We start from the raw sequence: 19,787 nt of genomic DNA on the forward strand, positions 1-19,787 counted from the left end.
TCAGCGGTCGTTCTTCTGGTAGATGATTTTCTTGGTGCCGCCGTCGCACGTACCGACAACCATGTTCTGATCGTGCACTTCATCGTTGGTGACGATTTCCAGGGTATAGGACGAGACGTTTTTCGCCTGGATCTTGGCTTCGATCTCGGCTTTGAGTTCTTCACAGGATTTCGTTGCCGCCAGAGCCGATGTGGCCAGTGCACAACACATAATCGCCAAGGCAAAACGTTTCATGGTGAGGCTCCATTGAGGCAGCGCGCAGGGACCTGCGTTTCAGCTGCTGTCATTTATTCGACCACAGTTTTGCAAAGCGAGTTCTGACTTCGCTCACATGTTGAGCCGTTGGGAGGGTGTCGTTTATAAACTCGCATCGCGAACAGGCTCGCTCCCCACATATTGAATGCATTCCAAATGTGGGGAGCGAGTCTGTTCGTGTAGACGCTTGTATCTGGTTATCAGCTAACCAGCGTTGCATCCAGACTGATTTTCGCATTCAGCACTTTGGACACCGGGCAGCCTTCTTTGGCTTTATTGCTCAACTCCTCGAACTGCGCTTGGGTGGCGCCAGGAATTTTCGCCTTGAGGATCAACTTCACTGCGGTGATCGCAAAACCGCCCTCGACCTGATCCAGGGTAACTTCGGCATTGGTGTCGATGCTCTCAGCCTTGAGGCCAGCATCGCCGAGGATCATCGAAAACGCCATGGAGAAACAGCCTGCGTGGGCTGCGCCGATAAGCTCCTCAGGATTGGTGCCTTTACCGCCTTCGAAACGAGCCTTGAAACCATAAGGCGCTTCTCTGAGTACGCCGGTTTCAGTGGAGATCGAGCCGATGCCGGTTTTCAGGTCACCTTCCCAATGAGCCGATGCTTTCTTCGTGATAGCCATGTCTGCCTCCTCAAGATCCGGTGCGGAACGTCGCACCTTCGTGGTTTTCGGTTGCTAGGGTTCTGAGGATAGACGGTGGCGCAAAGTTCACCTGATCTGATTATTCCTACCGTTTTCGTAGGTTTTTTTGGCTTGGCTATTGAAACTCGGGTATATGCCCTCATTGCATGGAACACGCTTATGGATTTGGCAGGTTTTCGTTCGAGAGAAAAAACCTGCGACCTCAATTGGAGAAGCAGGTTTATGAAACGACTGTCCGATATCAAGTTTTCGACCCTCGATCTGGTGCCCGTGCGCGAGAATGGCAGTGCGGCCCAGTCGCTGCGTAATTCGCTGGACCTTGCGCAACATGTCGAGAAATTCGGTTACAACCGCTTCTGGGTTGCCGAACACCACAACATGGACGGCATCGCCAGTTCGGCTACCTCGGTATTGCTGGGTTATCTGGCCGGCGGCACCTCGACCATTCGGGTCGGTTCCGGCGGTGTGATGCTGCCCAACCACGCGCCATTGGTGATTGCCGAGCAATTCGGCACCCTCGAGAGCCTCTACCCGGGACGGATCGATCTGGGCCTGGGCCGTGCGCCCGGTTCCGATCAAATGACCGCGCGGGCGCTGCGTCGTGAACGCTCTGGCAGTGCTGACGAGTTCCCCGAGGACGTCGCCGAACTGATGCGATACCTCGGGCCACGTACGCCGGACCAGCGGATCATCGCCATGCCGGGCACCGGGACCAATGTCCCGATCTGGCTGCTCGGCTCCAGCCTGTTCAGCGCACAACTGGCCGGTGAGCGCGGTTTGCCCTACGCGTTCGCCTCCCATTTCGCACCGCGCTTCATGCATGAAGCGATTCGCGTCTACCGCAATCACTTCAAGCCTTCAGCCGTGCTGGATAAACCCTATGTGATGTTGGGTGTGCCGCTGGTCGCAGCCGACACCGACGAGCAAGCGGATTACCTGGCAACATCGGTCTACCAACGTATTCTCGCGTTGATGCGCGGCCAGAGCCTGGTGCAACGTCCGCCGGTGAAGACCATGGATGGCCTGTGGTTGCCCCATGAGAAAGAAGCCGTCGGCGATTTCCTAGGCCTTGCGATGGTGGGTAGCCCACAGAAAATCCGCGCCAAACTGGAAGTATTGGTCGAGCAGACCCAGGCTGACGAGCTCATCTTCACCTGTGATCTGTACGAACACGCTGATCGCGTGCATTCCTATGAGTTGCTGGCGCAGGTCATGAAGGGCTGAGGCTCACAAGCCCCGCAAAAAAGCCGACGCATTGCGTCGGCTTTTTCATTGGTGCAGGACCTGCTTATTTCTTGTAAACGATGACCTTGGCGCCCTTTTCACAGGTGCCTACTTTTTTCCCGCCGGCTTCGGCGCCTTTATCGACGATTTCCAGTGAGTAACCGGAAACGCCCTTGGCATCCAGTTTCGCCGCGATTTCAGCTTTCAGCTCTTCACACGATTTACCATCGGCGAAGGCTGTCCCCGCAAGGCTCAACAAACCTATCGCCAAAATAAGATTCTTCATCGATCGCATTCCTGGTCGGGTCAAAGGGAGCATCCAGCCACGGGCCAGAGGCACTCATCTAGCGCTTGCCATTTCCCTATGGCGCTCGGCCAGCGCGCAAGTTCAGAAGACTAGCTCAAAGTCAGCTGCTGGCAATCCGGAAGCCGACTTTGAGAGTCACCTGGAAATGTGCCGCTTTGCCGTCCTTGATATGGCCGCGGGTTTCGGTGACTTCGAACCATTCCAGGTATTTGATGCTTTTACTGGCTTCGGCCAGTGCATTGTTGATCGCGTCTTCGATACTGGACGTGGATGAGCCAACCAGTTCGACTTTTTTGTACGTGTGGTGATCAGTCATGGGTGTTCTCCTCAGGGTGTGAAATACAGCCTAGCAGTGATTTTTCGTCTTACTTCTGTCGGCTGATGTCACGCATAAGTTCAGATTTACTGCACTTTCTCGAACCCTTGAAGTCCCAACCAACACACGCAACTCATATCAATGAAGGAGAGCCACCATGGCCAACACCTCTTTACGTAAAGCCTCATTGCAAAGCATGGAAGCCGAGATCGAGAGTCTGCTCAAATCGTTGGAAAGCCTGAAAGACGATGCCTCGGACGAGTCGCGTAAAACCCTCAAAGCGCTTAAAAGCAACGCCGAGAACGCGCTGAAGCATTCGCGTCATCTATTGAGCGATGCGTATGAGGAAGTCAAAGTCAAAACCCGCGAAACCGGGATTGCCACTCGGGACTACGCCCAGGAACACCCTTGGACTACCGCTGGCGTCGCTGTCGGTGCCCTCGGTTTGCTCGCGGCGTACTTGCTGTGCAAGCGCGGTGACTAATCGGGTTGGCGCAGCTCATTCTTGAGCCATTGCGCCAGCTGCCGAGCGCGCCCGTCCGCGGCGCGCTTGGGTAGCCACAACGCCAGTTGCGCCGGGGTTTCACTGAAACCCCATGGCGCAACCAGGCGACCGGCCTTCAAGTCCTCGGCCACCAGCGGCTCAGGCGCAATCGCCACGCCCAGTCCCGCGACTGCTGCTTCCAGCAAATAATATAAATGCTCAAAACCCTGACCGTACTTCAACGCCTTGGCGTCGAGGCCGTTTTGCTGTGCCCAGCTCGGCCAGGCCTGCGGGCGCGACGTGGTGTGCAGCAACGGCTCGGTCAGCAGCGCGCTGGCCGGTGCACCTTGCAGCCTTTCATAACCCGCAAAACGCGGGCTCATGACAGGGCCGATCCGTTCGCTGGCCAGTTCATAGACTTGCATGTCTGCCGGCCATGGCGGCTCTGCAAACACCAACAAAGCATCGAGCCCCGGCCGACGCGGATCCAGATCGCCTTCCCCTGCCGACAGGTGCAGACGCAGGTCCGGCAGGTCCGCATTCAGTCGTCCCAGGCGCGGAATAAACCAGCGCGCCAACAAGCTGCCCGAGCAACCCAGGACGAATGGCGCATCGGCGGTGCTTTGGGTCAGCTCGGCGCATACCGTGCGTAAACGCTCGAAGGCTTCGCTGCTGGCATCACGCAACCGCACACCGGCATCTGTGAGTTTCAGGCCGCGTCCATCCTTGATGAACAGGCTGACGCCCAAGTGTTCTTCAAGCACCTTGAGTTGCCGGCTGACGGCACCATGAGTGACGTGCAGCTGTTCGGCGGCCTGACTGACGCTGTTCAAGCGGGCAGTCGCTTCGAAAGCACGAAGGGCGTTCAGCGGGGGGAGGTCGTGGCTCATGGGATCTGTGAGTTTTCCTGACAGGTTGTGGCGATCTTATCGGTTTTCAGGCCTGGGCGTCAGGGGTAGAGTGATCGTCATTGTCATCTCACGAATCCAACTGGAGCGACCCATGACCCAGACTAATTTGCGTACCGGCCCCGATGCCAACGGCCTGTTTGGCTCGTTCGGCGGCCGCTACGTTGCCGAAACCCTGATGCCGTTGGTTCTCGACCTGGCCCGTGAATACGAGTTGGCGAAGGAAGATCCGGCATTCAAAGAAGAATTGGCCTACTTCCAGCGTGATTACGTCGGACGTCCAAGCCCACTGTATTTCGCTGAGCGTCTGACCGAATTCTGCGGCGGTGCGAAGATTTATCTGAAGCGTGAAGAGCTCAATCACACCGGCGCGCACAAGATCAATAACTGCATCGGCCAGATCCTGCTGGCGCGGCGCATGGGCAAGAAACGCATCATTGCCGAGACCGGCGCCGGCATGCACGGTGTGGCGACTGCCACCGTGGCCGCACGATTCGGCCTGGAGTGCGTGATCTACATGGGCACCACTGACATCGAACGGCAGCAGGCCAACGTGTTCCGCATGAAACTGCTCGGCGCCGAAGTGATTCCGGTCGTGGCCGGCACCGGCACGCTCAAGGATGCAATGAACGAAGCCCTGCGTGACTGGGTAACCAACGTCGACAGCACGTTCTACCTGATCGGCACCGTCGCCGGTCCGCACCCTTATCCCGCCATGGTCCGTGACTTCCAGGCCGTGATCGGCAAAGAAACCCGTGATCAACTGCAAGCCCAGGAAGGCCGCCTGCCGGACAGCCTGGTGGCGTGCATCGGTGGCGGTTCCAACGCCATGGGCCTGTTTCACCCATTCCTCGACGACAAAAGCGTCGAGATCATTGGTGTCGAAGCCGCTGGGTACGGTATCGAAACCGGCAAGCATGCCGCCAGCCTGAACGGCGGCGTGCCAGGCGTGTTGCACGGCAACCGTACTTTCCTGCTGCAGGACGACGATGGCCAGATCATCGATGCCCATTCGATTTCTGCCGGCCTCGACTATCCAGGCATCGGCCCTGAGCACGCCTGGTTGCATGACATTGGCCGCGTCCAGTACACCTCGGTCACCGATCACGAAGCCCTCGATGCGTTCCATAAATGCTGCCGCCTGGAAGGGATCATTCCTGCACTGGAAAGCGCCCACGCCTTGGCCGAAGTGTTCAAGCGCGCACCGACCTTGCCTAAGGATCACCTGATGGTGGTCAACCTGTCCGGTCGTGGCGACAAAGACATGCAAACCGTGATGCACCATATGGAACACTCTCAACAAGAGCACTCCCAGCAGGAGAAACACTGATGAGCCGCCTGCAAACACGTTTTGCCGAACTCAAGGAACAAAATCGTGCCGCCCTGGTGACCTTCGTCACCGCTGGCGACCCGAGCTATGACACGTCCCTGGCGATCCTCAAAGGCTTGCCCGGTGCGGGTGCCGACGTGATCGAGCTGGGCATGCCCTTCACCGATCCGATGGCCGATGGCCCGGCGATCCAGTTGGCGAACATTCGTGCGCTGGGCGCCAAGCAGAACCTGGCGAAAACCCTGCAAATGGTTCGCGAGTTCCGTGAAGGCAACAGTGACACGCCGCTGGTGCTGATGGGTTACTTCAACCCGATTCACATGTACGGCGTGCCGCGTTTCATTGCCGACGCGAAAGCGGCCGGCGTTGATGGCCTGATCGTGGTCGACTTGCCGCCAGAGCATAACGCCGAGTTGTGCGATCCGGCTCAGGCCGCGGGCCTGGACTTCATCCGTCTGACGACACCGACGACCGATGATGTGCGCCTGCCGACTGTTCTCAATGGCAGCTCGGGCTTTGTCTACTACGTGTCCGTCGCCGGTGTGACCGGTGCGGGCGCGGCGACGCTGGAGCACGTGGAAGAAGCGGTGGCGCGCCTGCGTCGTCACACCGATCTGCCGATCAGCATCGGTTTTGGCATTCGGACTCCAGAGCAAGCGGCGGCCATCGCACGCTTGGCGGATGGTGTTGTGGTGGGTTCGGCGCTGATCGATCACATCGCCAATGCCTCAACGCCGGAACAGGCCGTGGACGGAGTGTTGAGTCTTTGCGCGGCATTGGCCGATGGCGTGCGTAAGGCCCGCGTCAGCTGAAGGTAAAGTTCCTGATACAGAGGAATTAGCGCCTCGCGGCACACACTAAATAGCAAGACCGAGGGCTTCAGGACACCGTTCTGAAGCCCTTTTTGCTGTATGCGCAGTGAGGAAAGACCTGATGAAAATGCCGAAACGTCTGATTGCCAGCCTGGGTGTGCTGATGCTCAGTGCCACCCCGCTGTTGCATGCGAGCGCCGATCAGCGTGACGATCACGACCGCGGCGACCAGCAGCAGGGCCATTACGATAACCGTGGAGATAATCGTGGCGATGACCATGGTAATGATCACCGGGGTCCGCAGGACAACCGTCGCGGCGGCCCTCCACCGCGAGACTTCGGCCCGGTGCGCCAGACCATTCACGACAATCATGGCTATTTCGTAAGGGGCGCGCCGCCACCTCCAGGTATTCACCTGGTTCGTGGTCGACCGTTGCCTCATGGCTATTACGGCGAACGCCTGGATAACCGCGCCTTGGGTCGACTGCCCTATTACCCTGGTTACGAATGGCGCCGTGCGGGCGGCGACATCGTGTTGATCGCCGTGGGCACCGGGATCGTCTACGAGATTCTGGAAGGCGTGCTTTGATTTAACCTGCAGGTAACAAAGAAGGCTTCGTGGATCATCCACGAAGCCTTCTTTTTTATGGCAATTCCAATCCGCCCGCCGCTTTGTGCAACTTGCGCAAATGTTCGCCAATCTGTTTCAGGTTGGCTTCATTGGCGGCCATCTCAGCGGCACGACTCGGATCGAGCAGCGCCCGGACTTCCTTGTCCAGATCACCGGTGAGCAACTGAAGCTGCTTCTGGCGCAGACTGCTTTCCGACTCCAGTCGCTGCCATTCACTGGGCTGAGGCAAACCATATCCGCCGCTACCCAGTAGCTCTGCCGGACGGCTGAGGAAGCCGCTATTGGCGAGAATCTGCTGCAAGGTTGCATTGGCCTTGTCCATTCCGCCGTTCTTCAACTCTCTGGCACCCAGATAGCGCTGTTTCACTTCGTCCTGGGCCAACACCAATTGCTGGCGGAAGCTTGCCTGCTCCAGCAACAACAATGCCGCACTGGTGCGCAAGTCAGCCTGTTCGAACCATTGCCGGCGGTCGATGGCTTTTAAAGCCAGCCAGTCCTCGACCTTTTCCTGCTTGATCGGCAAATGCTTTTTCAGCACGTCGAACATCGCCTGGTAGCGATCGCGGAAGGAGTCGAAGCGATAGCCCAGGCGAAGGGCTTCTCGCGGATCATCCAGCACACTGGTATCCGCCAGCCCCCGGCCCTTGAGCACTTCAAGCAAACCGTTGGGCATGATGCTGTCGAGCCCGACCAGTTGTGCATTGTTGGTGCCGCTGCGCAGTAACTTCAGGCCTTCCACCGCGCAGTTGTTGGACAGGAAAAAATAGTTGCCGTCGTAACTCCAGTGCATCTCGGCGGCGTGTTCCACCACGTCTTCGATCTCGCGGCGTGACAGGTTCAGGGGCACTGAAGCGAGGCTGCGCAGTTCGGTTTTGGTGTACTCATCGATCACTTGGGACAGCGGCAAGACGAACAGGCGCGACGGGTATTTGCCGACTAGTCCATCCCAACTGGAAAGCTGCACGTCACCGACAAAGGCGCGGTAGGACAAGACCAGATGCTGGTCCAGATCCAGGCGACAGTCCGGTCCTCTTGGCCGCCCCGGCGCGCAGATCACCAGGCGCAACATGCTGTGGCCCCAGCGGCTGACCCAGTTCTGGTTGGCTTCGGCTAGCAGATAGTCGACGGCATACACCCGTTCCGGATCGACCTGTCCCAGCGGTTGTTTGGCGAAGTCGTTGCCGGCATTGAGGAAGGCGAAGGACTTGGAGCAAGTGTCTTTGGCGGCGGGCGCCCAACCGAAATGTTCTTTGTAGTAGCGATACAGCGCGGGACGACGGCAGGCATAGCTCGGATCGAGGAGGAAATACTCCATGTTGACCGCGACGAACTCCTTGGGACTGCTCGTCTCGTAGATGTCCGGGCTGCGGGCAATTTGTCGGTTGTGCTGTTCGCGCTCGCCACGGCGACCGACGTATTGCTGCCATCCGGCCAGATCCAGCAGGCGAGGATCATCGCTCAAGGTAAAACGCCGTGCGGACTGGCCTCGACATTCATCGGGCAGGCCAATCAGGCCTGAGCTGTCATTACGTCGGGTGCAACGCTGGATCAGCTTGCGCTCCGCGTCGGGCCACAGGCGTGAGCGATCGTAAATGTGGGTGAGTTCATGCAGTACCGTCGCGAGCATTTCGCGGCGAACAGTGCCGTGGGGGCGATAGGTCTTCTTTGTCGCGGCACTGCCGTCGGTGAGGCTGGCGAGCAGGTTGCGGTTCAGGTCGAGTTCAGAGACCAGCGACGCCTGGCCGAAAGCATTGCTCGGCATGTCATCGGTCCAGCCGACATCAATGCGCCGGTCCAGTTGCTCAATGAAGCGTGGCGGCAAGGCTTGCATGGCGTCATCAAGCAACGTTTGACTGGCCTGCTGTTGTTCAGGGCTCAGGCCTTCAGTCTTGAGCCGTAATTGCAGGCTCGCCTGAGCTGTGTTGCAAAGCAGTAGCATTACCCCGGCCAGCAGCCAGGCTACGGGAAACTTCACAGTGCGAGGATGGCTTCTGCGAGAACCTGATCACTGGCGTCGCGGGCTTCGGGTACGCGGATGCGCAAGGTATTGAAGGCCGCTTCCAGGTGAGCGCCGCGTATGTCGCCGTTGCTGGCAACGAAGCTGGCTGCATCGTCGTGGGCTTCACGGACGATCTTGGAGTCGCGGATGGACGTCGTGGTGTCAGACGTGAAATCGAGCGTGCGCCGGGTGGCATTGATGAGGATGTTGCTGGTGGCAACCAGGGTTTGCGCATGAGCTATGTCGGCCAACAGCAGCAGGCCAAGAGTGGCGGCGATCAGGGGGGTACGCATGGAACAGCTCCGCAAGAACAAGGATAACTATTGGACGAGAATTGCCTGCGCCAGTTCAAGGTCGCTTGCATGAAGTTTTGGTTGGGTTTGGCGCAGGTAAATCAGCGCCGACTCCAGCCGCGCTCCGCGTAGCTGGCCGTCGCTGGCAATGAATGCTGCGGCGTCATCGTGCGCAGCCAGTAGCAGCTTACGGTCGAAGGGGGCAGTGGTCACCATGCTGGTGGCGTAACCCGTGGCGACAATGCCTTGCGTGGAAAGATTGAAGGCGTCGTACGCAAGCGTTGAGCCCGACCAAAAGGCCGGGAGAATGATCGAAAAGTAAACAAGCTTTGGAATAAAACGCATGAGACTCGATTGCCGAAAGCGAGTCCCAAGGCTAGCTCAACGCCCGGCGTAGAGCCAGCGTCGAAACATTGGGACACGACCGGCGTATCTCATGGAGCGTGGGATTTAGATTGCCAGAATAGCCTGGGCCAGTTGGGCATCGGTTGCGTTCAGTTGAGGAACCTGGCGGCGAATGTAGTCAAATGCGCTTTCCAGTTTCACACCACGAATGGCGCCTTCGCTGGCCACATAGCTGGCGGCGTCGTCACGGGCGGCGCGAACAATCTTGTTATCGCGAAAGGAAGAAGTGACATCCGAGGTTGCATCGGAGCTGGACTTCAGCGCGCCAACCACTGCATCCGTGGTCACGATAAAGCTGGTGGCGTGGGAATTTGCAGCCACGACAAGCAGGGCTGCGGCGCTGAGCAGACGAAGACGGGACATGGTGTAACTCCTTTGGATAACCGAAAGTGAGGTGATGAAGCCGCTGTTGGATCAGACGCTTGTCATGCAGCGCTCGCCACGTTCGGGTTGGATATTAAGCCTGCTTTTATCGCTTCGAATAGTCCTGTCTTTCAGTGCAGGGCGTCAACGCCAGAACGGTTTGTCCAATTCATTCAGGCGATCGGCGTGGCTAATGCCCAAGTCCGAGAGTTGATGTTCATTCATTTGGCCCAACAAGCGCCGGGTTCGAGCTCGCTCAAGGCTATCAGCGAATGCCGTCAGCATTCGTTTAAGCGTTCCGAATCGCAGCTTGGCTTGAAGGGGAGGGGCGCAAACTTTCAGTAAGTCATCCATGACGCCGTCCTTTAGTTGTTGAGTCAGGACGTACATGTTGATGCCGCTGGTACTGGAGCAACAGATACACCGATGTCAAATTGTACCGGTTCAATAGATGAAATTATTAAACTGTACCTATTCTCCGTTATCTCTTCTGTATAGCCGCCGCCTGATGCCGAAAACGACAAAGCCCGTCGTGGTTTCCCACGACGGGCTCTGTTTTTTCAATTTGGATGCTGGCAGTGGACCCGGTGGGTCAGGGCCAGCGACGCTAAGTTAGCGCCAGAACGGCTTGCTCAGCTCTTCGTAGCGTTGTGCTTCGCTAATCCCGGCATCAGCCAGCAGACGCGAATCCAGACGAGCCAGTTGATGGCGGCTGGAGATGCGGCGCTGCCACAACATCAGGTTGGCAATAACGCGCAGAGGCATGGAAGCCTGGGATTTTGCAGCAGTGTCTTCGAAGAACAGTTCGGAACTGAGTGTACGTTCCATGGTTGACATCCTTCCGCTTATGGCGGGATTAGGTAGTGGTTTAACTGATGCCAATGATCCTCTCGTTTGGCCAGTCCCTGTAGATACAGTTCACCTGTATTGTGAGGGACCAGTTAACTGTTAATAGACGGTGTACTGGTCGAAATTGAGGCAACTGTACTTGTCTGCACCAATAAGGAGCAAAAATGCCCGTCTTACACGATTTGGTAGGGCGATACGGTAAGAAATGACCGGTACAGAAGTACAGTTTTAAACGGAATCGAAGGAAGCGAAGGGCAGCTGACACAACTGTGTTTGTGTCAGCTGTATTTTCCTGGATCAGACCACCAGCATTCGCCCGGTTTCTTCCAGGTTGATGTGCCAACTCAGGGCATCGCGCAGGATATGCGGTGTATGCCCACCCACTGCGCAAGCAGCCGTAAAGTAGTCATCCAGTGCCTGGCGATAATCCGGGTGCACACAGTTGTCGATGATGACCCTGGCGCGCTCGCGTGGTGCCAGACCTCGCAAGTCCGCCAGGCCTATCTCGGTCACAAGGATGTCGACGTCATGCTCGGTGTGATCGACGTGGCTGACCATAGGCACCACGCTGGAGATCGCGCCACCCTTGGCGATGGACTTGGTAACGAAGATCGCCAGATGCGCGTTGCGCGCGAAGTCCCCGGAACCGCCGATGCCATTCATCATCCGCGTGCCGCAGACGTGGGTAGAGTTGACGTTGCCATACAGGTCGAACTCCAGCGCCGTGTTGATGCCGATAATGCCCAGTCGGCGCACCACTTCCGGGTGGTTTGAAATTTCCTGCGGCCGCAGAACCAGCTTGTCCTTATAGCGTTCGAGATTGCCGAACACATCGGCATTACGCCGGCTCGACAAGGTTATCGAACTGCCCGAAGCAAAACTCAGTTTGCCCGCATCGATCAGGTCAAAGGTCGAATCCTGCAGCACTTCGGAGTACATGGTCAGGTCTTCGAACGGCGAATCGATCAGGCCGCACATTACCGAGTTGGCAATGGTACCGATGCCGGCCTGCAATGGGCCGAGCTTGTTGGTCATGCGCCCTGCGGCGACTTCCTGCTTGAAGAAGCCGATCAAATGGTCGGCAATGGCTTGGGTGTCGACGTCCGGCGGCAGGACGGTGGATGGAGAGTCGGACTGATTGGTGATCACAATCGCGACGATCTTTTCCGGCGGGATCGGGATCGCGGTGCTGCCAATACGATCGTCGACCTTCACCAGCGGGATCGGCGTGCGCGTCGGGCGGTAGGTCGGGATATAGATGTCGTGCAGACCTTCCAGATTCGGGTTGTGCGCCAGGTTGATCTCAACGATCACGTGTTTGGCGAAAATCGCGAAGCTGGCCGAGTTGCCCACGGACGTGGTCGGCACGATATGGCCTTGCTCAGTGATCGCCACGGCTTCAATCACCGCAATGTCCGGCAGTTTGAGTTGCTGGTTGCGCAGCGATTCCACGGTTTCCGAGAGATGCTGGTCAATGAACATCACTTCGCCGGCATTAATAGCCTTGCGCAGTGTGCTGTCGACCTGGAACGGCATGCGTCGCGACAGTACGCCGGCTTCGGTGAGCTGTTTATCGAGGTCGTTGCCCAGGCTGGCGCCGGTCATCAACGTGATTTTCAGTGGAGTGATTTTGGCGCGTTCGGCCAATGCGTGAGGTACGGCCTTGGCTTCGCCGGCGCGCGTGAAACCACTCATGCCGACGGTCATGCCGTCCTCAATCAGAGCGGCAGCGTCAGCGGCGCTCATCACCTTATCCAACAACGAAGGCAAACGAATACGATCACGGTACATGGATTGTTATCTCGGGTAACGGAAGCAAGGTCTGCAGTCTAGTGATTTCAGAAAAATTCCTCCCGCTACCATGGTCGAATGCAGACCACTGATTTAGAGCCTTTGGTCGGGTTTCATGAGGAATAAAAAAACCCCAGCCTACTAAAGGCCGGGGTTTTGGGCATTGCGTTGGAGCATTTTTTACTCGACTGCTTTAACCATGTCCTCGATGACCTTCTTCGCGTCGCCGAATACCATCATGGTTTTGTCGAGGTAGAACAGTTCGTTGTCCAGACCGGCATAGCCGCTGGCCATCGAGCGCTTGTTGACGATGATGGTCTTGGCCTTGAATGCCTCGAGAATCGGCATGCCGGCGATCGGCGATTTCGGGTCATTCTTCGCGGCCGGGTTGACCACGTCGTTGGCGCCGAGCACCAGTACCACGTCTGCCTGACCGAACTCGGAGTTGATGTCTTCCATCTCGAACACCTGGTCGTAAGGCACTTCTGCCTCCGCCAGCAACACGTTCATGTGGCCAGGCATGCGACCGGCAACCGGGTGGATCGCATACTTCACGGTCACGCCGCGATGGGTCAGTTTCTCGGTCAGTTCTTTCAGCGCGTGTTGCGCCCGTGCCACCGCCAGGCCGTAGCCGGGAACGATGATCACGGTGTCGGCGTTGGTCAGCAGGAAGGTCGCATCGTCAGCCGAACCGGACTTCACCGGACGGGCTTCTTTCGAGCCCGCCGGGCCGGCCGCGTCCGCCGTGTTACCGAAACCACCGAGCAATACGTTGAAGAACGAACGGTTCATCGCTTTGCACATGATGTACGAGAGGATCGCACCGGACGAACCCACCAGCGAACCGGCGATGATCAGCATCGAGTTGTTCAGCGAGAAGCCAATACCTGCCGCCGCCCAGCCGGAGTAACTGTTGAGCATCGACACCACGACCGGCATGTCTGCGCCGCCGATCGGGATAATGATCAGCACGCCCAGCACGAAGGCCAGGGCCAGCATCAGCGCGAAGGCGCTGAGGTTGCCACTCAGCATGAAGGTCACGCCGAGGCCCAGTGTCGCCAGGCCCAGCAGCAGGTTCAACTTGTGCTGACCACCAAACTGTACCGGTGCGCCCTGGAACAGACGGAACTTGTACTTGCCCGACAATTTGCCGAACGCAATGACCGAACCGGAGAAGGTAATTGCACCGATGGCCGCACCGAGGAACAGCTCCAGACGGTTGCCCGCCGGAATCGAATCGCCCAGGTGTTTGACGATGCCCAGAGATTGCGGCTCGACCACAGCGGCGATGGCAATGAACACCGCGGCCATACCAATCATGCTGTGCATGAAGGCGACCAGTTCCGGCATCTTGGTCATCTCAACGCGCTTGGCCATGATCGAACCGGCAGTGCCGCCGACGAGCAGACCGACGATGACATAACCAATGCCGGCAGTAGCCAACTCTGCCCCCAGCTTATAGATGAGGCCCACCGTGGTGAGGATCGCCAGTGCCATGCCGAGCATGCCGTATACGTTGCCGCGCCGTGACGTTGTTGGGTGCGACAGGCCTTTGAGGGCCTGGATGAAGCAGATCGACGCGATCAAGTAGAGCGTCGTGACAAGGTTCATGCTCATTACTTGGGCGCCTCTTCTTTTACGGCTTTCGGGGCTTTTTTCTTGAACATCTCAAGCATCCTGCGGGTGACCAGGAAGCCACCAAACACGTTCACTGCAGCCAGAGCGACTGCCAGGGTGCCCATGGTCTTGCCCAGTGGCGTCACGGTCAGTGCGGCGGCCAGCATGGCACCGACAATGACAATCGCCGAGATGGCGTTGGTGACTGCCATCAGGGGCGTGTGCAGCGCAGGCGTTACGTTCCAGACCACGTGATAACCGACATAAATCGCCAGCACGAAGATGATCAGGTTGTAGATACCGGGGGAGATAAGCTCTTCCATCGTCTGAATCCCTGCTTAGGCGTTTTTGCGGATGACTTGGCCGTCGCGGCACATCAGGCACGCAGCGACGATGTCGTCTTCGAGGTTCACTTCAAACTGACCTTCCTTGTTGAAGACCAGCTTCAGGAAGTCCAGCAAGTTGCGGGCGTACAGGGCCGAAGCATCTGCGGCGACTTCCCCGGCCAGGTTGGTCGGGCCGCAAATGGTCACGCCATTCTCGACGACGACCTGGTCAGCCACGGTCAGCGGGCAGTTGCCGCCCTGGGCTGCCGCGAGGTCAATGACCACCGAGCCAGGCTTCATCTGTGCCACGGTTTCGGCGCTCAACAGTGTCGGAGCCTTGCGGCCCGGGATCAGGGCGGTGGTGATGACGATGTCGGCCTGTTTGGCGCGTTCGTGCACAGCCAGGGCCTGGCGCTGCATCCAGCTGGCAGGCATTGGTCGCGCGTAACCGCCGACACCGACGGCGCATTCGCGCTCTTCATCAGTTTCATAAGGGACGTCGACGAACTTGGCGCCCAGAGATTCGATCTGCTCTTTCACCGCAGGGCGCACGTCGGAAGCTTCGATCACTGCACCCAGGCGTTTCGCCGTGGCGATCGCCTGCAAACCGGCTACACCTGCACCGAGAATCAGCACGCGCGCCGCTTTCACGGTGCCCGCAGCAGTCATCAGCATCGGCATGAAGCGAGGGTAGTAGTGAGCGGCCAGCAGCACGGCTTTATAACCGGCGATGTTCGCTTGGGAGGACAGCACATCCAGGCTTTGGGCGCGGGAGGTGCGTGGCGCAGCTTCCAGCGCGAACGCGGTAATGCCGCACTCGGCCAGCTTGGCAATGGTTTCATTGCTGAACGGGTTGAGCATGCCCACCACAACGGTGCCGCTCTTAATCAGCGTCAGCTCGCTGTCACTGGGAGCGACTACCTTGAGAATCAGCTCGGCACCAAACGCGTCGTTGGCGCTGCCAATGGTTGCGCCTGCCGCTTCATAGGCACTGTCAACAACACTGGCTTTAATGCCTGCGCCGCTTTGTACAGTGACCTTATGACCCTGGCCGATCAGCTTCTTGATGGTTTCCGGGGTTGCAGCAACCCGCGTTTCACCCGTCTGGGTTTCGAGAGGAACACCAATGTGCACGTCAAATCTCCTGCGTGATCTTATTGAGTAAACCCAGGCACTACGGATGGTGCGGCTGGGGCGGCCGATCAGCACGACCCCGCCAAATCAGGGCGGGGCGCGGCATTTTGCAGGCGAACTTTGTGCCCTTCAAGGGATTATGACGGGTGACGGAAAATTAACTACAAGTCACCCCGTGACCGAATGTCGCAACCTACCGCCTCAATCCCATACAGGCCGTGCCTTACAAGGATTTTGGCGAAAATTAAAGAATTTACGCATCCGCACCGTGAATGAGGTGTTATTGCCCATCAGTAGAGGCTCAAAGCCACGTAGGCAGGCGCTTGTGGGACGTTTGTACTGCTTTTCGGTACAGTCTGCGAATATGCGACAAATACTTATATCTGTAGGGCTTTTACTTTGCTGACTACGAGGTCAACAAGTAGCGTTGACCCTTTATCCCTCTAGGCTGTAGCTCTGCGCCTGGTTCACCAACCAGTCACGAAAAGCGCGTAGAGACGCCGATTCGACCTTTCGCTCAGGAATCATCAGGTAATAGGCCTTGATGCTCGACAGTGCCTGGGGGTTGGCAATCACCAAGCGCTTCTCGGCCAATTCGCGTTGAATCAGAAAGGGCGGAATCAAGGCGATCCCCATATCGTGCATCGCCGCCTGGGCAAGCATGGAGAATAGCTCGTAGCGCGGCCCTGTCATGTCTCGCGGCACATTAAGGTTTTGCGAGTTGAACCACTGGCGCCAGGCATAGGGTCGAGTGGTTTGCTGCAACAGGGGCATGTCGGCGATTTCATCGGCTGACAGGGAGCTCTTATTGCCCAGTAACGTTGGACTGCACACTGGCATCGGATTTTCACCCATCAGCCTGTGGGATTCGGTACCCGACCAGTCCGCATCACCGAAGTAAATAGCGGCATCGAAGTCGGTGTCGGCAAAGAGGAAGGGGCGTGTGCGGTTGGTGAGGTTGACGGTCACTTCCGGGTGTTTGTGCTGGAAGTCCTTCAGTCGTGGCAGCAGCCATTGAGTGCCAAAGGTCGGCACGACGGCCAACTCGATCACGTTGGCGCCTTGTTGCCCCATCACTGAAAGGGTGTCGCGCTCGACAGCATCGAGCTGGGTAGCGACCCGGCGGCTGTAGGAAAGTCCTGCCTCGGTCAGTTTGACTCCGCGCCGCGAGCGTCGGAAGAGTTCAACGCTGAGGAACTCCTCCAGGCTGGCGATCTGTCGGCAAATGGCGCCCTGGGTGAGCGAAAGCTCCTGTGCCGCCTTGGTGAAGCTCTCGTGGCGTGCAGCCGCTTCAAAGCTGATCAGCGCAGTTGTGCTAGGGATTTTCCGGCGCATGTACTTCTACCTCACTAATGCATCGTATAAAAGCCGCTTCACGATGCTACGGAGTGAGAAATTAGCACAACAGTATGCAAAATCCTCGTTTGCTGTCACGCCGAACCCGGCCTAGGATCAGTCCCACGCAATTTGACCCGATTCGAGAGGACTCACTCATGGGCGGTAAAGCTAGCTTCAACTGGATCGATCCCCTGCTGCTGGATCAACAGCTCACCGAAGAAGAGCGCATGATTCGCGACACCGCCGAGCAGTTCGCTCAGCAGAAGCTGGCGCCGCGCGTTCTGGAAGCTTTCCGCCATGAGAAGACCGATCCTGCGATCTTCCGCGAGATGGGCGAAGTGGGTCTGTTGGGTGCAACCATTCCAGAGCAATACGGTGGCAGCGGCCTGAACTATGTCAGCTACGGCCTGATTGCCCGTGAAGTCGAGCGTGTCGACTCCGGCTATCGCTCGATGATGAGTGTGCAGTCCTCGCTGGTCATGGTGCCGATCAACGAATTCGGTACTGAAGCCCAGAAGCAAAAGTACCTGCCGAAACTGGCTACCGGTGAATGGATTGGCTGCTTTGGTCTGACAGAGCCGAACCACGGTTCCGACCCGGGCGCGATGATTACTCGTGCACGCAAAGTGGAAGGCGGCTACAGCCTGACGGGCAGCAAGATGTGGATCACCAACAGCCCGATCGCTGATGTGTTCGTGGTCTGGGGCAAGGACGATGCAGGCGACATCCGTGGTTTCGTTCTGGAGAAGGGCTGGAAAGGCCTGAGCGCACCAGCAATCCACGGCAAGGTGGGTTTGCGTGCATCGATCACCGGCGAGATCGTGATGGACAACGTGTTTGTCCCTGAAGAGAACGTTTTCCCGGACGTGCGTGGACTGAAAGGCCCGTTCACCTGCCTCAACTCGGCACGCTATGGCATTTCCTGGGGCGCATTGGGCGCTGCCGAGTTCTGCTGGCACACTGCTCGCCAGTACACCCTGGATCGTCAACAGTTCGGTCGCCCGTTGGCTGCCACGCAGTTGATCCAGAAAAAACTGGCCGACATGCAGACCGAAATCACCCTCGCGCTGCAAGGTTGCCTGCGCCTGGGTCGTATGAAGGATGAAGGCACTGCGGCGGTCGAGATCACCTCGATGATGAAGCGCAACTCCTGCGGCAAGTCGCTGGATATCGCGCGCATGGCGCGCGACATGCTGGGTGGCAACGGTATCTCCGATGAGTTCGGTGTCGCTCGCCATCTGGTGAACCTGGAAGTGGTGAACACCTATGAAGGTACGCATGACGTCCATGCGTTGATCCTCGGTCGCGCGCAGACCGGCATCCAGGCGTTCTATTAATAGGAGAACGGCCATGGGCGCGCTTTCGCATCTACGGGTACTGGATTTATCGCGGGTGCTCGCCGGGCCTTGGGCCGGGCAGATCCTTGCAGACCTTGGCGCCGAAGTGATCAAGGTCGAGCGCCCGGGCAATGGCGACGACACGCGCGCCTGGGGCCCTCCCTTCCTGAAAGACGCCTATGGCGAGAACACCAGCGAGGCCGCCTACTACTTGTCGGCCAATCGCAACAAGCAATCGGTGACTATCGACTTCACGCGGCCAGAGGGTCAAAAGCTGGTGCGTGAGTTGGCGGCCAAGTCCGACATCCTGATCGAGAACTTCAAGGTCGGTGGTCTAGCGGCTTATGGGTTGGACTATGAGACGCTCAAGTCCATCAATCCGAACCTGATCTATTGCTCGATCACCGGGTTTGGACAGACCGGCCCTTATGCCAAGCGTGCGGGTTATGACTTCATGATCCAGGGCTTGGGCGGGCTGATGAGCTTGACGGGTCGACCGGAAGGGGAGGAGGGCGCAGGGCCGGTGAAAGTCGGTGTGGCGCTGACGGACATATTGACCGGGCTCTATTCCACCGTGGCTATTCTTGCCGCGCTGGCTCATCGAGAGCATGTTGGTGGCGGACAGCATATTGATATGGCGTTGCTGGATGTTCAGGTGGCTTGTCTGGCTAACCAGGCGATGAACTACCTGACGACAGGCAATGCTCCCAAGCGCCTGGGTAACGCGCATCCGAATATCGTGCCTTATCAGGACTTTCCCACGGCGGATGGCGACTTCATCCTCACTGTGGGCAATGACGGGCAGTTCCGAAAATTTGCCGAGGTAGCTGGTCAGCCGCAGTGGGCAGATGATCCGCGCTTTGCGACTAATAAGCTGCGGGTGGCGAATCGTGCGGTGTTGATCCCGCTTATCCGCCAGGCGACGGTCTTCAAGACCACCGCTGAGTGGGTGCTGCAATTGGAGCAGGCTGGTGTGCCGTGTGGCCCTATCAATGACCTGGCTCAGATGTTTGCCGATCCTCAGGTCAAGGCGCGCGGGCTGGCAATTGAATTGCCGCACGTGCTGGCTGGTATGGTGCCGCAGGTCGCGAGCCCGATTCGATTGTCGCAGACGCCCGTCGAATATCGTAATGCGCCTCCTTTATTGGGTGAGCACACGCTGGAGGTTTTGCAGCGGGTGCTGGGTCTGGATGCTGATGCGGTCGCGGCTTTCAAGGCAGCGGGAGTGCTCTAAAGACGCCTTCTATATAGAAGGCGTGGTTTTGCTCTTCTATATAGAGGGAAATCGGCCTGTTTTCATGCCTTCTACAAGTTATTGATAGAAAAGCATAAATAGGTGTTGACGGCAGATTCCAGAAGTCTATAATTCGCCCCACTTCCGGCGCAGTCGAAACGGAAAACTCCTTGGTAAACAA

Annotated in this window: 24 protein-coding genes; 7 read left to right on the plus strand and 17 right to left on the minus strand. The window is 57.9% G+C overall.

The annotated features are described in order from the left end of the window. Both HNR03_RS29945 and HNR03_RS29950 read right to left on the minus strand, forming a co-directional pair. On the minus strand, positions 1-234 hold the full coding sequence (locus HNR03_RS29945) for a DUF1161 domain-containing protein (RefSeq protein WP_222589226.1): 234 nt from the start codon (positions 232-234) through the stop codon (positions 1-3). A 221-nt stretch (positions 235-455) separates the two neighbouring features. Further along, entirely contained in the window at positions 456-887 is a 432-nt protein-coding gene (locus HNR03_RS29950; protein WP_222589227.1) for an OsmC family protein, read from the minus strand. Positions 888-1,130: 243 nt separating this feature from the next. On the opposite strand from HNR03_RS29950, the gene HNR03_RS29955 reads away from it, so the two are divergent. Beyond that, the gene (locus HNR03_RS29955) at positions 1,131-2,132 is read left to right on the plus strand and encodes an LLM class flavin-dependent oxidoreductase (RefSeq protein ID WP_259157747.1); all 1,002 of its coding nucleotides are present in this window, start codon (positions 1,131-1,133) and stop codon (positions 2,130-2,132) included. 64 nt (positions 2,133-2,196) lie between these two features. On the opposite strand, the gene HNR03_RS29960 is transcribed toward HNR03_RS29955, so the two are convergent. Together HNR03_RS29960 and HNR03_RS29965 are read right to left on the minus strand one after the other, a co-directional pair. Further along, positions 2,197-2,418 carry a DUF1161 domain-containing protein gene (locus tag HNR03_RS29960; RefSeq protein ID WP_222589229.1) on the minus strand — a complete coding sequence of 74 codons (222 nt, stop codon included), beginning with the start codon at positions 2,416-2,418 and terminating at the stop codon, positions 2,197-2,199. 121 nt (positions 2,419-2,539) lie between these two features. Next, positions 2,540-2,755, minus strand: a complete 216-nt coding sequence (locus HNR03_RS29965; protein ID WP_222589230.1) for a dodecin — start codon at positions 2,753-2,755, stop codon at positions 2,540-2,542. Positions 2,756-2,912: 157 nt separating this feature from the next. Here HNR03_RS29965 and HNR03_RS29970 point away from each other — a divergent pair, with 157 nt between their 5' ends. Next, positions 2,913-3,239, plus strand: coding sequence for a YqjD family protein (locus tag HNR03_RS29970; protein ID WP_090177306.1), 327 nt, complete (start codon positions 2,913-2,915; stop codon positions 3,237-3,239). On the opposite strand, the gene HNR03_RS29975 is transcribed toward HNR03_RS29970, so the two are convergent. Next, positions 3,236-4,129 carry a LysR family transcriptional regulator gene (locus tag HNR03_RS29975; protein ID WP_259157753.1) on the minus strand — a complete coding sequence of 298 codons (894 nt, stop codon included), beginning with the start codon at positions 4,127-4,129 and terminating at the stop codon, positions 3,236-3,238. The genes HNR03_RS29970 and HNR03_RS29975 overlap by 4 nt on opposite strands. Before the next feature lie 112 nt (positions 4,130-4,241). Here HNR03_RS29975 and trpB point away from each other — a divergent pair, with 112 nt between their 5' ends. The 3 genes from trpB to HNR03_RS29990 all read left to right on the plus strand — a co-directional run bounded on the left by trpB (position 4,242) and on the right by HNR03_RS29990 (position 6,878). Further along, the gene (gene trpB / locus HNR03_RS29980; protein WP_259157756.1) at positions 4,242-5,477 is read left to right on the plus strand and encodes a tryptophan synthase subunit beta; all 1,236 of its coding nucleotides are present in this window, start codon (positions 4,242-4,244) and stop codon (positions 5,475-5,477) included. After that, a complete protein-coding gene (gene trpA, locus HNR03_RS29985) occupies positions 5,477-6,289 on the plus strand; it encodes a tryptophan synthase subunit alpha (protein ID WP_090177296.1) in 813 nt (270 codons plus the stop codon). The genes trpB and trpA overlap by 1 nt, the downstream gene beginning before the upstream one ends. A gap of 121 nt (positions 6,290-6,410) precedes the next feature. Further along, positions 6,411-6,878 carry an RcnB family protein gene (locus tag HNR03_RS29990; protein WP_259157759.1) on the plus strand — a complete coding sequence of 156 codons (468 nt, stop codon included), beginning with the start codon at positions 6,411-6,413 and terminating at the stop codon, positions 6,876-6,878. Between the two features lie 55 nt (positions 6,879-6,933). On the opposite strand, the gene HNR03_RS29995 is transcribed toward HNR03_RS29990, so the two are convergent. The 11 genes from HNR03_RS29995 to HNR03_RS30045 all read right to left on the minus strand — a co-directional run bounded on the left by HNR03_RS29995 (position 6,934) and on the right by HNR03_RS30045 (position 17,032). Further along, the gene (locus HNR03_RS29995) at positions 6,934-8,859 is read right to left on the minus strand and encodes a DUF4105 domain-containing protein (protein ID WP_405046099.1); all 1,926 of its coding nucleotides are present in this window, start codon (positions 8,857-8,859) and stop codon (positions 6,934-6,936) included. A gap of 32 nt (positions 8,860-8,891) precedes the next feature. Next, positions 8,892-9,212, minus strand: a complete 321-nt coding sequence (locus tag HNR03_RS30000; protein ID WP_222589235.1) for a DUF2388 domain-containing protein — start codon at positions 9,210-9,212, stop codon at positions 8,892-8,894. 27 nt (positions 9,213-9,239) lie between these two features. Then, entirely contained in the window at positions 9,240-9,557 is a 318-nt protein-coding gene (locus tag HNR03_RS30005; protein ID WP_222589236.1) for a DUF2388 domain-containing protein, read from the minus strand. 105 nt (positions 9,558-9,662) lie between these two features. Continuing rightward, positions 9,663-9,980: a DUF2388 domain-containing protein gene (locus HNR03_RS30010; RefSeq protein ID WP_222589237.1), complete on the minus strand. Its 318-nt coding sequence runs from the start codon at positions 9,978-9,980 to the stop codon at positions 9,663-9,665. Positions 9,981-10,124: 144 nt separating this feature from the next. Continuing rightward, on the minus strand, positions 10,125-10,334 hold the full coding sequence (locus HNR03_RS30015; RefSeq protein ID WP_259157766.1) for a DUF1127 domain-containing protein: 210 nt from the start codon (positions 10,332-10,334) through the stop codon (positions 10,125-10,127). Positions 10,335-10,592: 258 nt separating this feature from the next. Next, on the minus strand, positions 10,593-10,808 hold the full coding sequence (locus HNR03_RS30020) for a DUF1127 domain-containing protein (RefSeq protein WP_090177277.1): 216 nt from the start codon (positions 10,806-10,808) through the stop codon (positions 10,593-10,595). A 318-nt stretch (positions 10,809-11,126) separates the two neighbouring features. Continuing rightward, positions 11,127-12,620, minus strand: a complete 1,494-nt coding sequence (locus HNR03_RS30025; protein ID WP_222589239.1) for an acetyl-CoA hydrolase/transferase family protein — start codon at positions 12,618-12,620, stop codon at positions 11,127-11,129. Positions 12,621-12,800: 180 nt separating this feature from the next. Beyond that, on the minus strand, positions 12,801-14,237 hold the full coding sequence (locus HNR03_RS30030; RefSeq protein WP_222589240.1) for an NAD(P)(+) transhydrogenase (Re/Si-specific) subunit beta: 1,437 nt from the start codon (positions 14,235-14,237) through the stop codon (positions 12,801-12,803). Next, a complete protein-coding gene (locus tag HNR03_RS30035) occupies positions 14,237-14,560 on the minus strand; it encodes an NAD(P) transhydrogenase subunit alpha (protein WP_003187010.1) in 324 nt (107 codons plus the stop codon). Before HNR03_RS30035 ends, HNR03_RS30030 begins: the two co-directional genes overlap by 1 nt. Before the next feature lie 15 nt (positions 14,561-14,575). Next, entirely contained in the window at positions 14,576-15,697 is a 1,122-nt protein-coding gene (locus tag HNR03_RS30040; protein WP_090177270.1) for a Re/Si-specific NAD(P)(+) transhydrogenase subunit alpha, read from the minus strand. A 435-nt stretch (positions 15,698-16,132) separates the two neighbouring features. Further along, positions 16,133-17,032 carry a LysR family transcriptional regulator gene (locus tag HNR03_RS30045; protein ID WP_259157805.1) on the minus strand — a complete coding sequence of 300 codons (900 nt, stop codon included), beginning with the start codon at positions 17,030-17,032 and terminating at the stop codon, positions 16,133-16,135. Between the two features lie 158 nt (positions 17,033-17,190). On the opposite strand from HNR03_RS30045, the gene HNR03_RS30050 reads away from it, so the two are divergent. Both HNR03_RS30050 and HNR03_RS30055 read left to right on the plus strand, forming a co-directional pair. After that, on the plus strand, positions 17,191-18,372 hold the full coding sequence (locus HNR03_RS30050) for an acyl-CoA dehydrogenase (protein ID WP_259157807.1): 1,182 nt from the start codon (positions 17,191-17,193) through the stop codon (positions 18,370-18,372). Between the two features lie 13 nt (positions 18,373-18,385). Beyond that, a complete protein-coding gene (locus HNR03_RS30055) occupies positions 18,386-19,606 on the plus strand; it encodes a CaiB/BaiF CoA-transferase family protein (RefSeq protein ID WP_259157808.1) in 1,221 nt (406 codons plus the stop codon). Here HNR03_RS30055 and HNR03_RS30060 read toward each other — a convergent pair. Further along, positions 19,584-19,787: hypothetical protein (locus HNR03_RS30060; protein ID WP_259157811.1), on the minus strand; the 204-nt coding region annotated here is incomplete at its 5' end. The two genes, HNR03_RS30055 and HNR03_RS30060, sit on opposite strands and share 23 nt — an antisense overlap.

The sequence above is a fragment of the Pseudomonas sp. JAI111 genome, from assembly GCF_024809425.1.
In the GTDB taxonomy this organism is placed as follows: Bacteria; Pseudomonadota; Gammaproteobacteria; order Pseudomonadales; family Pseudomonadaceae; genus Aquipseudomonas.

Bases quoted from the DNA above. Each gene is read 5' to 3' on its own strand.
- HNR03_RS29945 (WP_222589226.1), bottom strand. From the start codon at position 234: ATGAAACGTTTTGCCTTGGCGATTATGTGTTGTGCACTGGCCACATCG.
- HNR03_RS29950 (WP_222589227.1), bottom strand. From the start codon at position 887: ATGGCTATCACGAAGAAAGCATCGGCTCATTGGGAAGGTGACCTGAAA.
- HNR03_RS29955 (WP_259157747.1), top strand. From the start codon at position 1,131: ATGAAACGACTGTCCGATATCAAGTTTTCGACCCTCGATCTGGTGCCC.
- HNR03_RS29960 (WP_222589229.1), bottom strand. From the start codon at position 2,418: ATGAAGAATCTTATTTTGGCGATAGGTTTGTTGAGCCTTGCGGGGACA.
- HNR03_RS29965 (WP_222589230.1), bottom strand. From the start codon at position 2,755: ATGACTGATCACCACACGTACAAAAAAGTCGAACTGGTTGGCTCATCC.
- HNR03_RS29970 (WP_090177306.1), top strand. From the start codon at position 2,913: ATGGCCAACACCTCTTTACGTAAAGCCTCATTGCAAAGCATGGAAGCC.
- HNR03_RS29975 (WP_259157753.1), bottom strand. From the start codon at position 4,129: ATGAGCCACGACCTCCCCCCGCTGAACGCCCTTCGTGCTTTCGAAGCG.
- trpB (WP_259157756.1), top strand. From the start codon at position 4,242: ATGACCCAGACTAATTTGCGTACCGGCCCCGATGCCAACGGCCTGTTT.
- trpA (WP_090177296.1), top strand. From the start codon at position 5,477: ATGAGCCGCCTGCAAACACGTTTTGCCGAACTCAAGGAACAAAATCGT.
- HNR03_RS29990 (WP_259157759.1), top strand. From the start codon at position 6,411: ATGAAAATGCCGAAACGTCTGATTGCCAGCCTGGGTGTGCTGATGCTC.
- HNR03_RS29995 (WP_405046099.1), bottom strand. From the start codon at position 8,859: ATGCTACTGCTTTGCAACACAGCTCAGGCGAGCCTGCAATTACGGCTC.
- HNR03_RS30000 (WP_222589235.1), bottom strand. From the start codon at position 9,212: ATGCGTACCCCCCTGATCGCCGCCACTCTTGGCCTGCTGCTGTTGGCC.
- HNR03_RS30005 (WP_222589236.1), bottom strand. From the start codon at position 9,557: ATGCGTTTTATTCCAAAGCTTGTTTACTTTTCGATCATTCTCCCGGCC.
- HNR03_RS30010 (WP_222589237.1), bottom strand. From the start codon at position 9,980: ATGTCCCGTCTTCGTCTGCTCAGCGCCGCAGCCCTGCTTGTCGTGGCT.
- HNR03_RS30015 (WP_259157766.1), bottom strand. From the start codon at position 10,334: ATGGATGACTTACTGAAAGTTTGCGCCCCTCCCCTTCAAGCCAAGCTG.
- HNR03_RS30020 (WP_090177277.1), bottom strand. From the start codon at position 10,808: ATGGAACGTACACTCAGTTCCGAACTGTTCTTCGAAGACACTGCTGCA.
- HNR03_RS30025 (WP_222589239.1), bottom strand. From the start codon at position 12,620: ATGTACCGTGATCGTATTCGTTTGCCTTCGTTGTTGGATAAGGTGATG.
- HNR03_RS30030 (WP_222589240.1), bottom strand. From the start codon at position 14,237: ATGAGCATGAACCTTGTCACGACGCTCTACTTGATCGCGTCGATCTGC.
- HNR03_RS30035 (WP_003187010.1), bottom strand. From the start codon at position 14,560: ATGGAAGAGCTTATCTCCCCCGGTATCTACAACCTGATCATCTTCGTG.
- HNR03_RS30045 (WP_259157805.1), bottom strand. From the start codon at position 17,032: ATGCGCCGGAAAATCCCTAGCACAACTGCGCTGATCAGCTTTGAAGCG.
- HNR03_RS30050 (WP_259157807.1), top strand. From the start codon at position 17,191: ATGGGCGGTAAAGCTAGCTTCAACTGGATCGATCCCCTGCTGCTGGAT.
- HNR03_RS30055 (WP_259157808.1), top strand. From the start codon at position 18,386: ATGGGCGCGCTTTCGCATCTACGGGTACTGGATTTATCGCGGGTGCTC.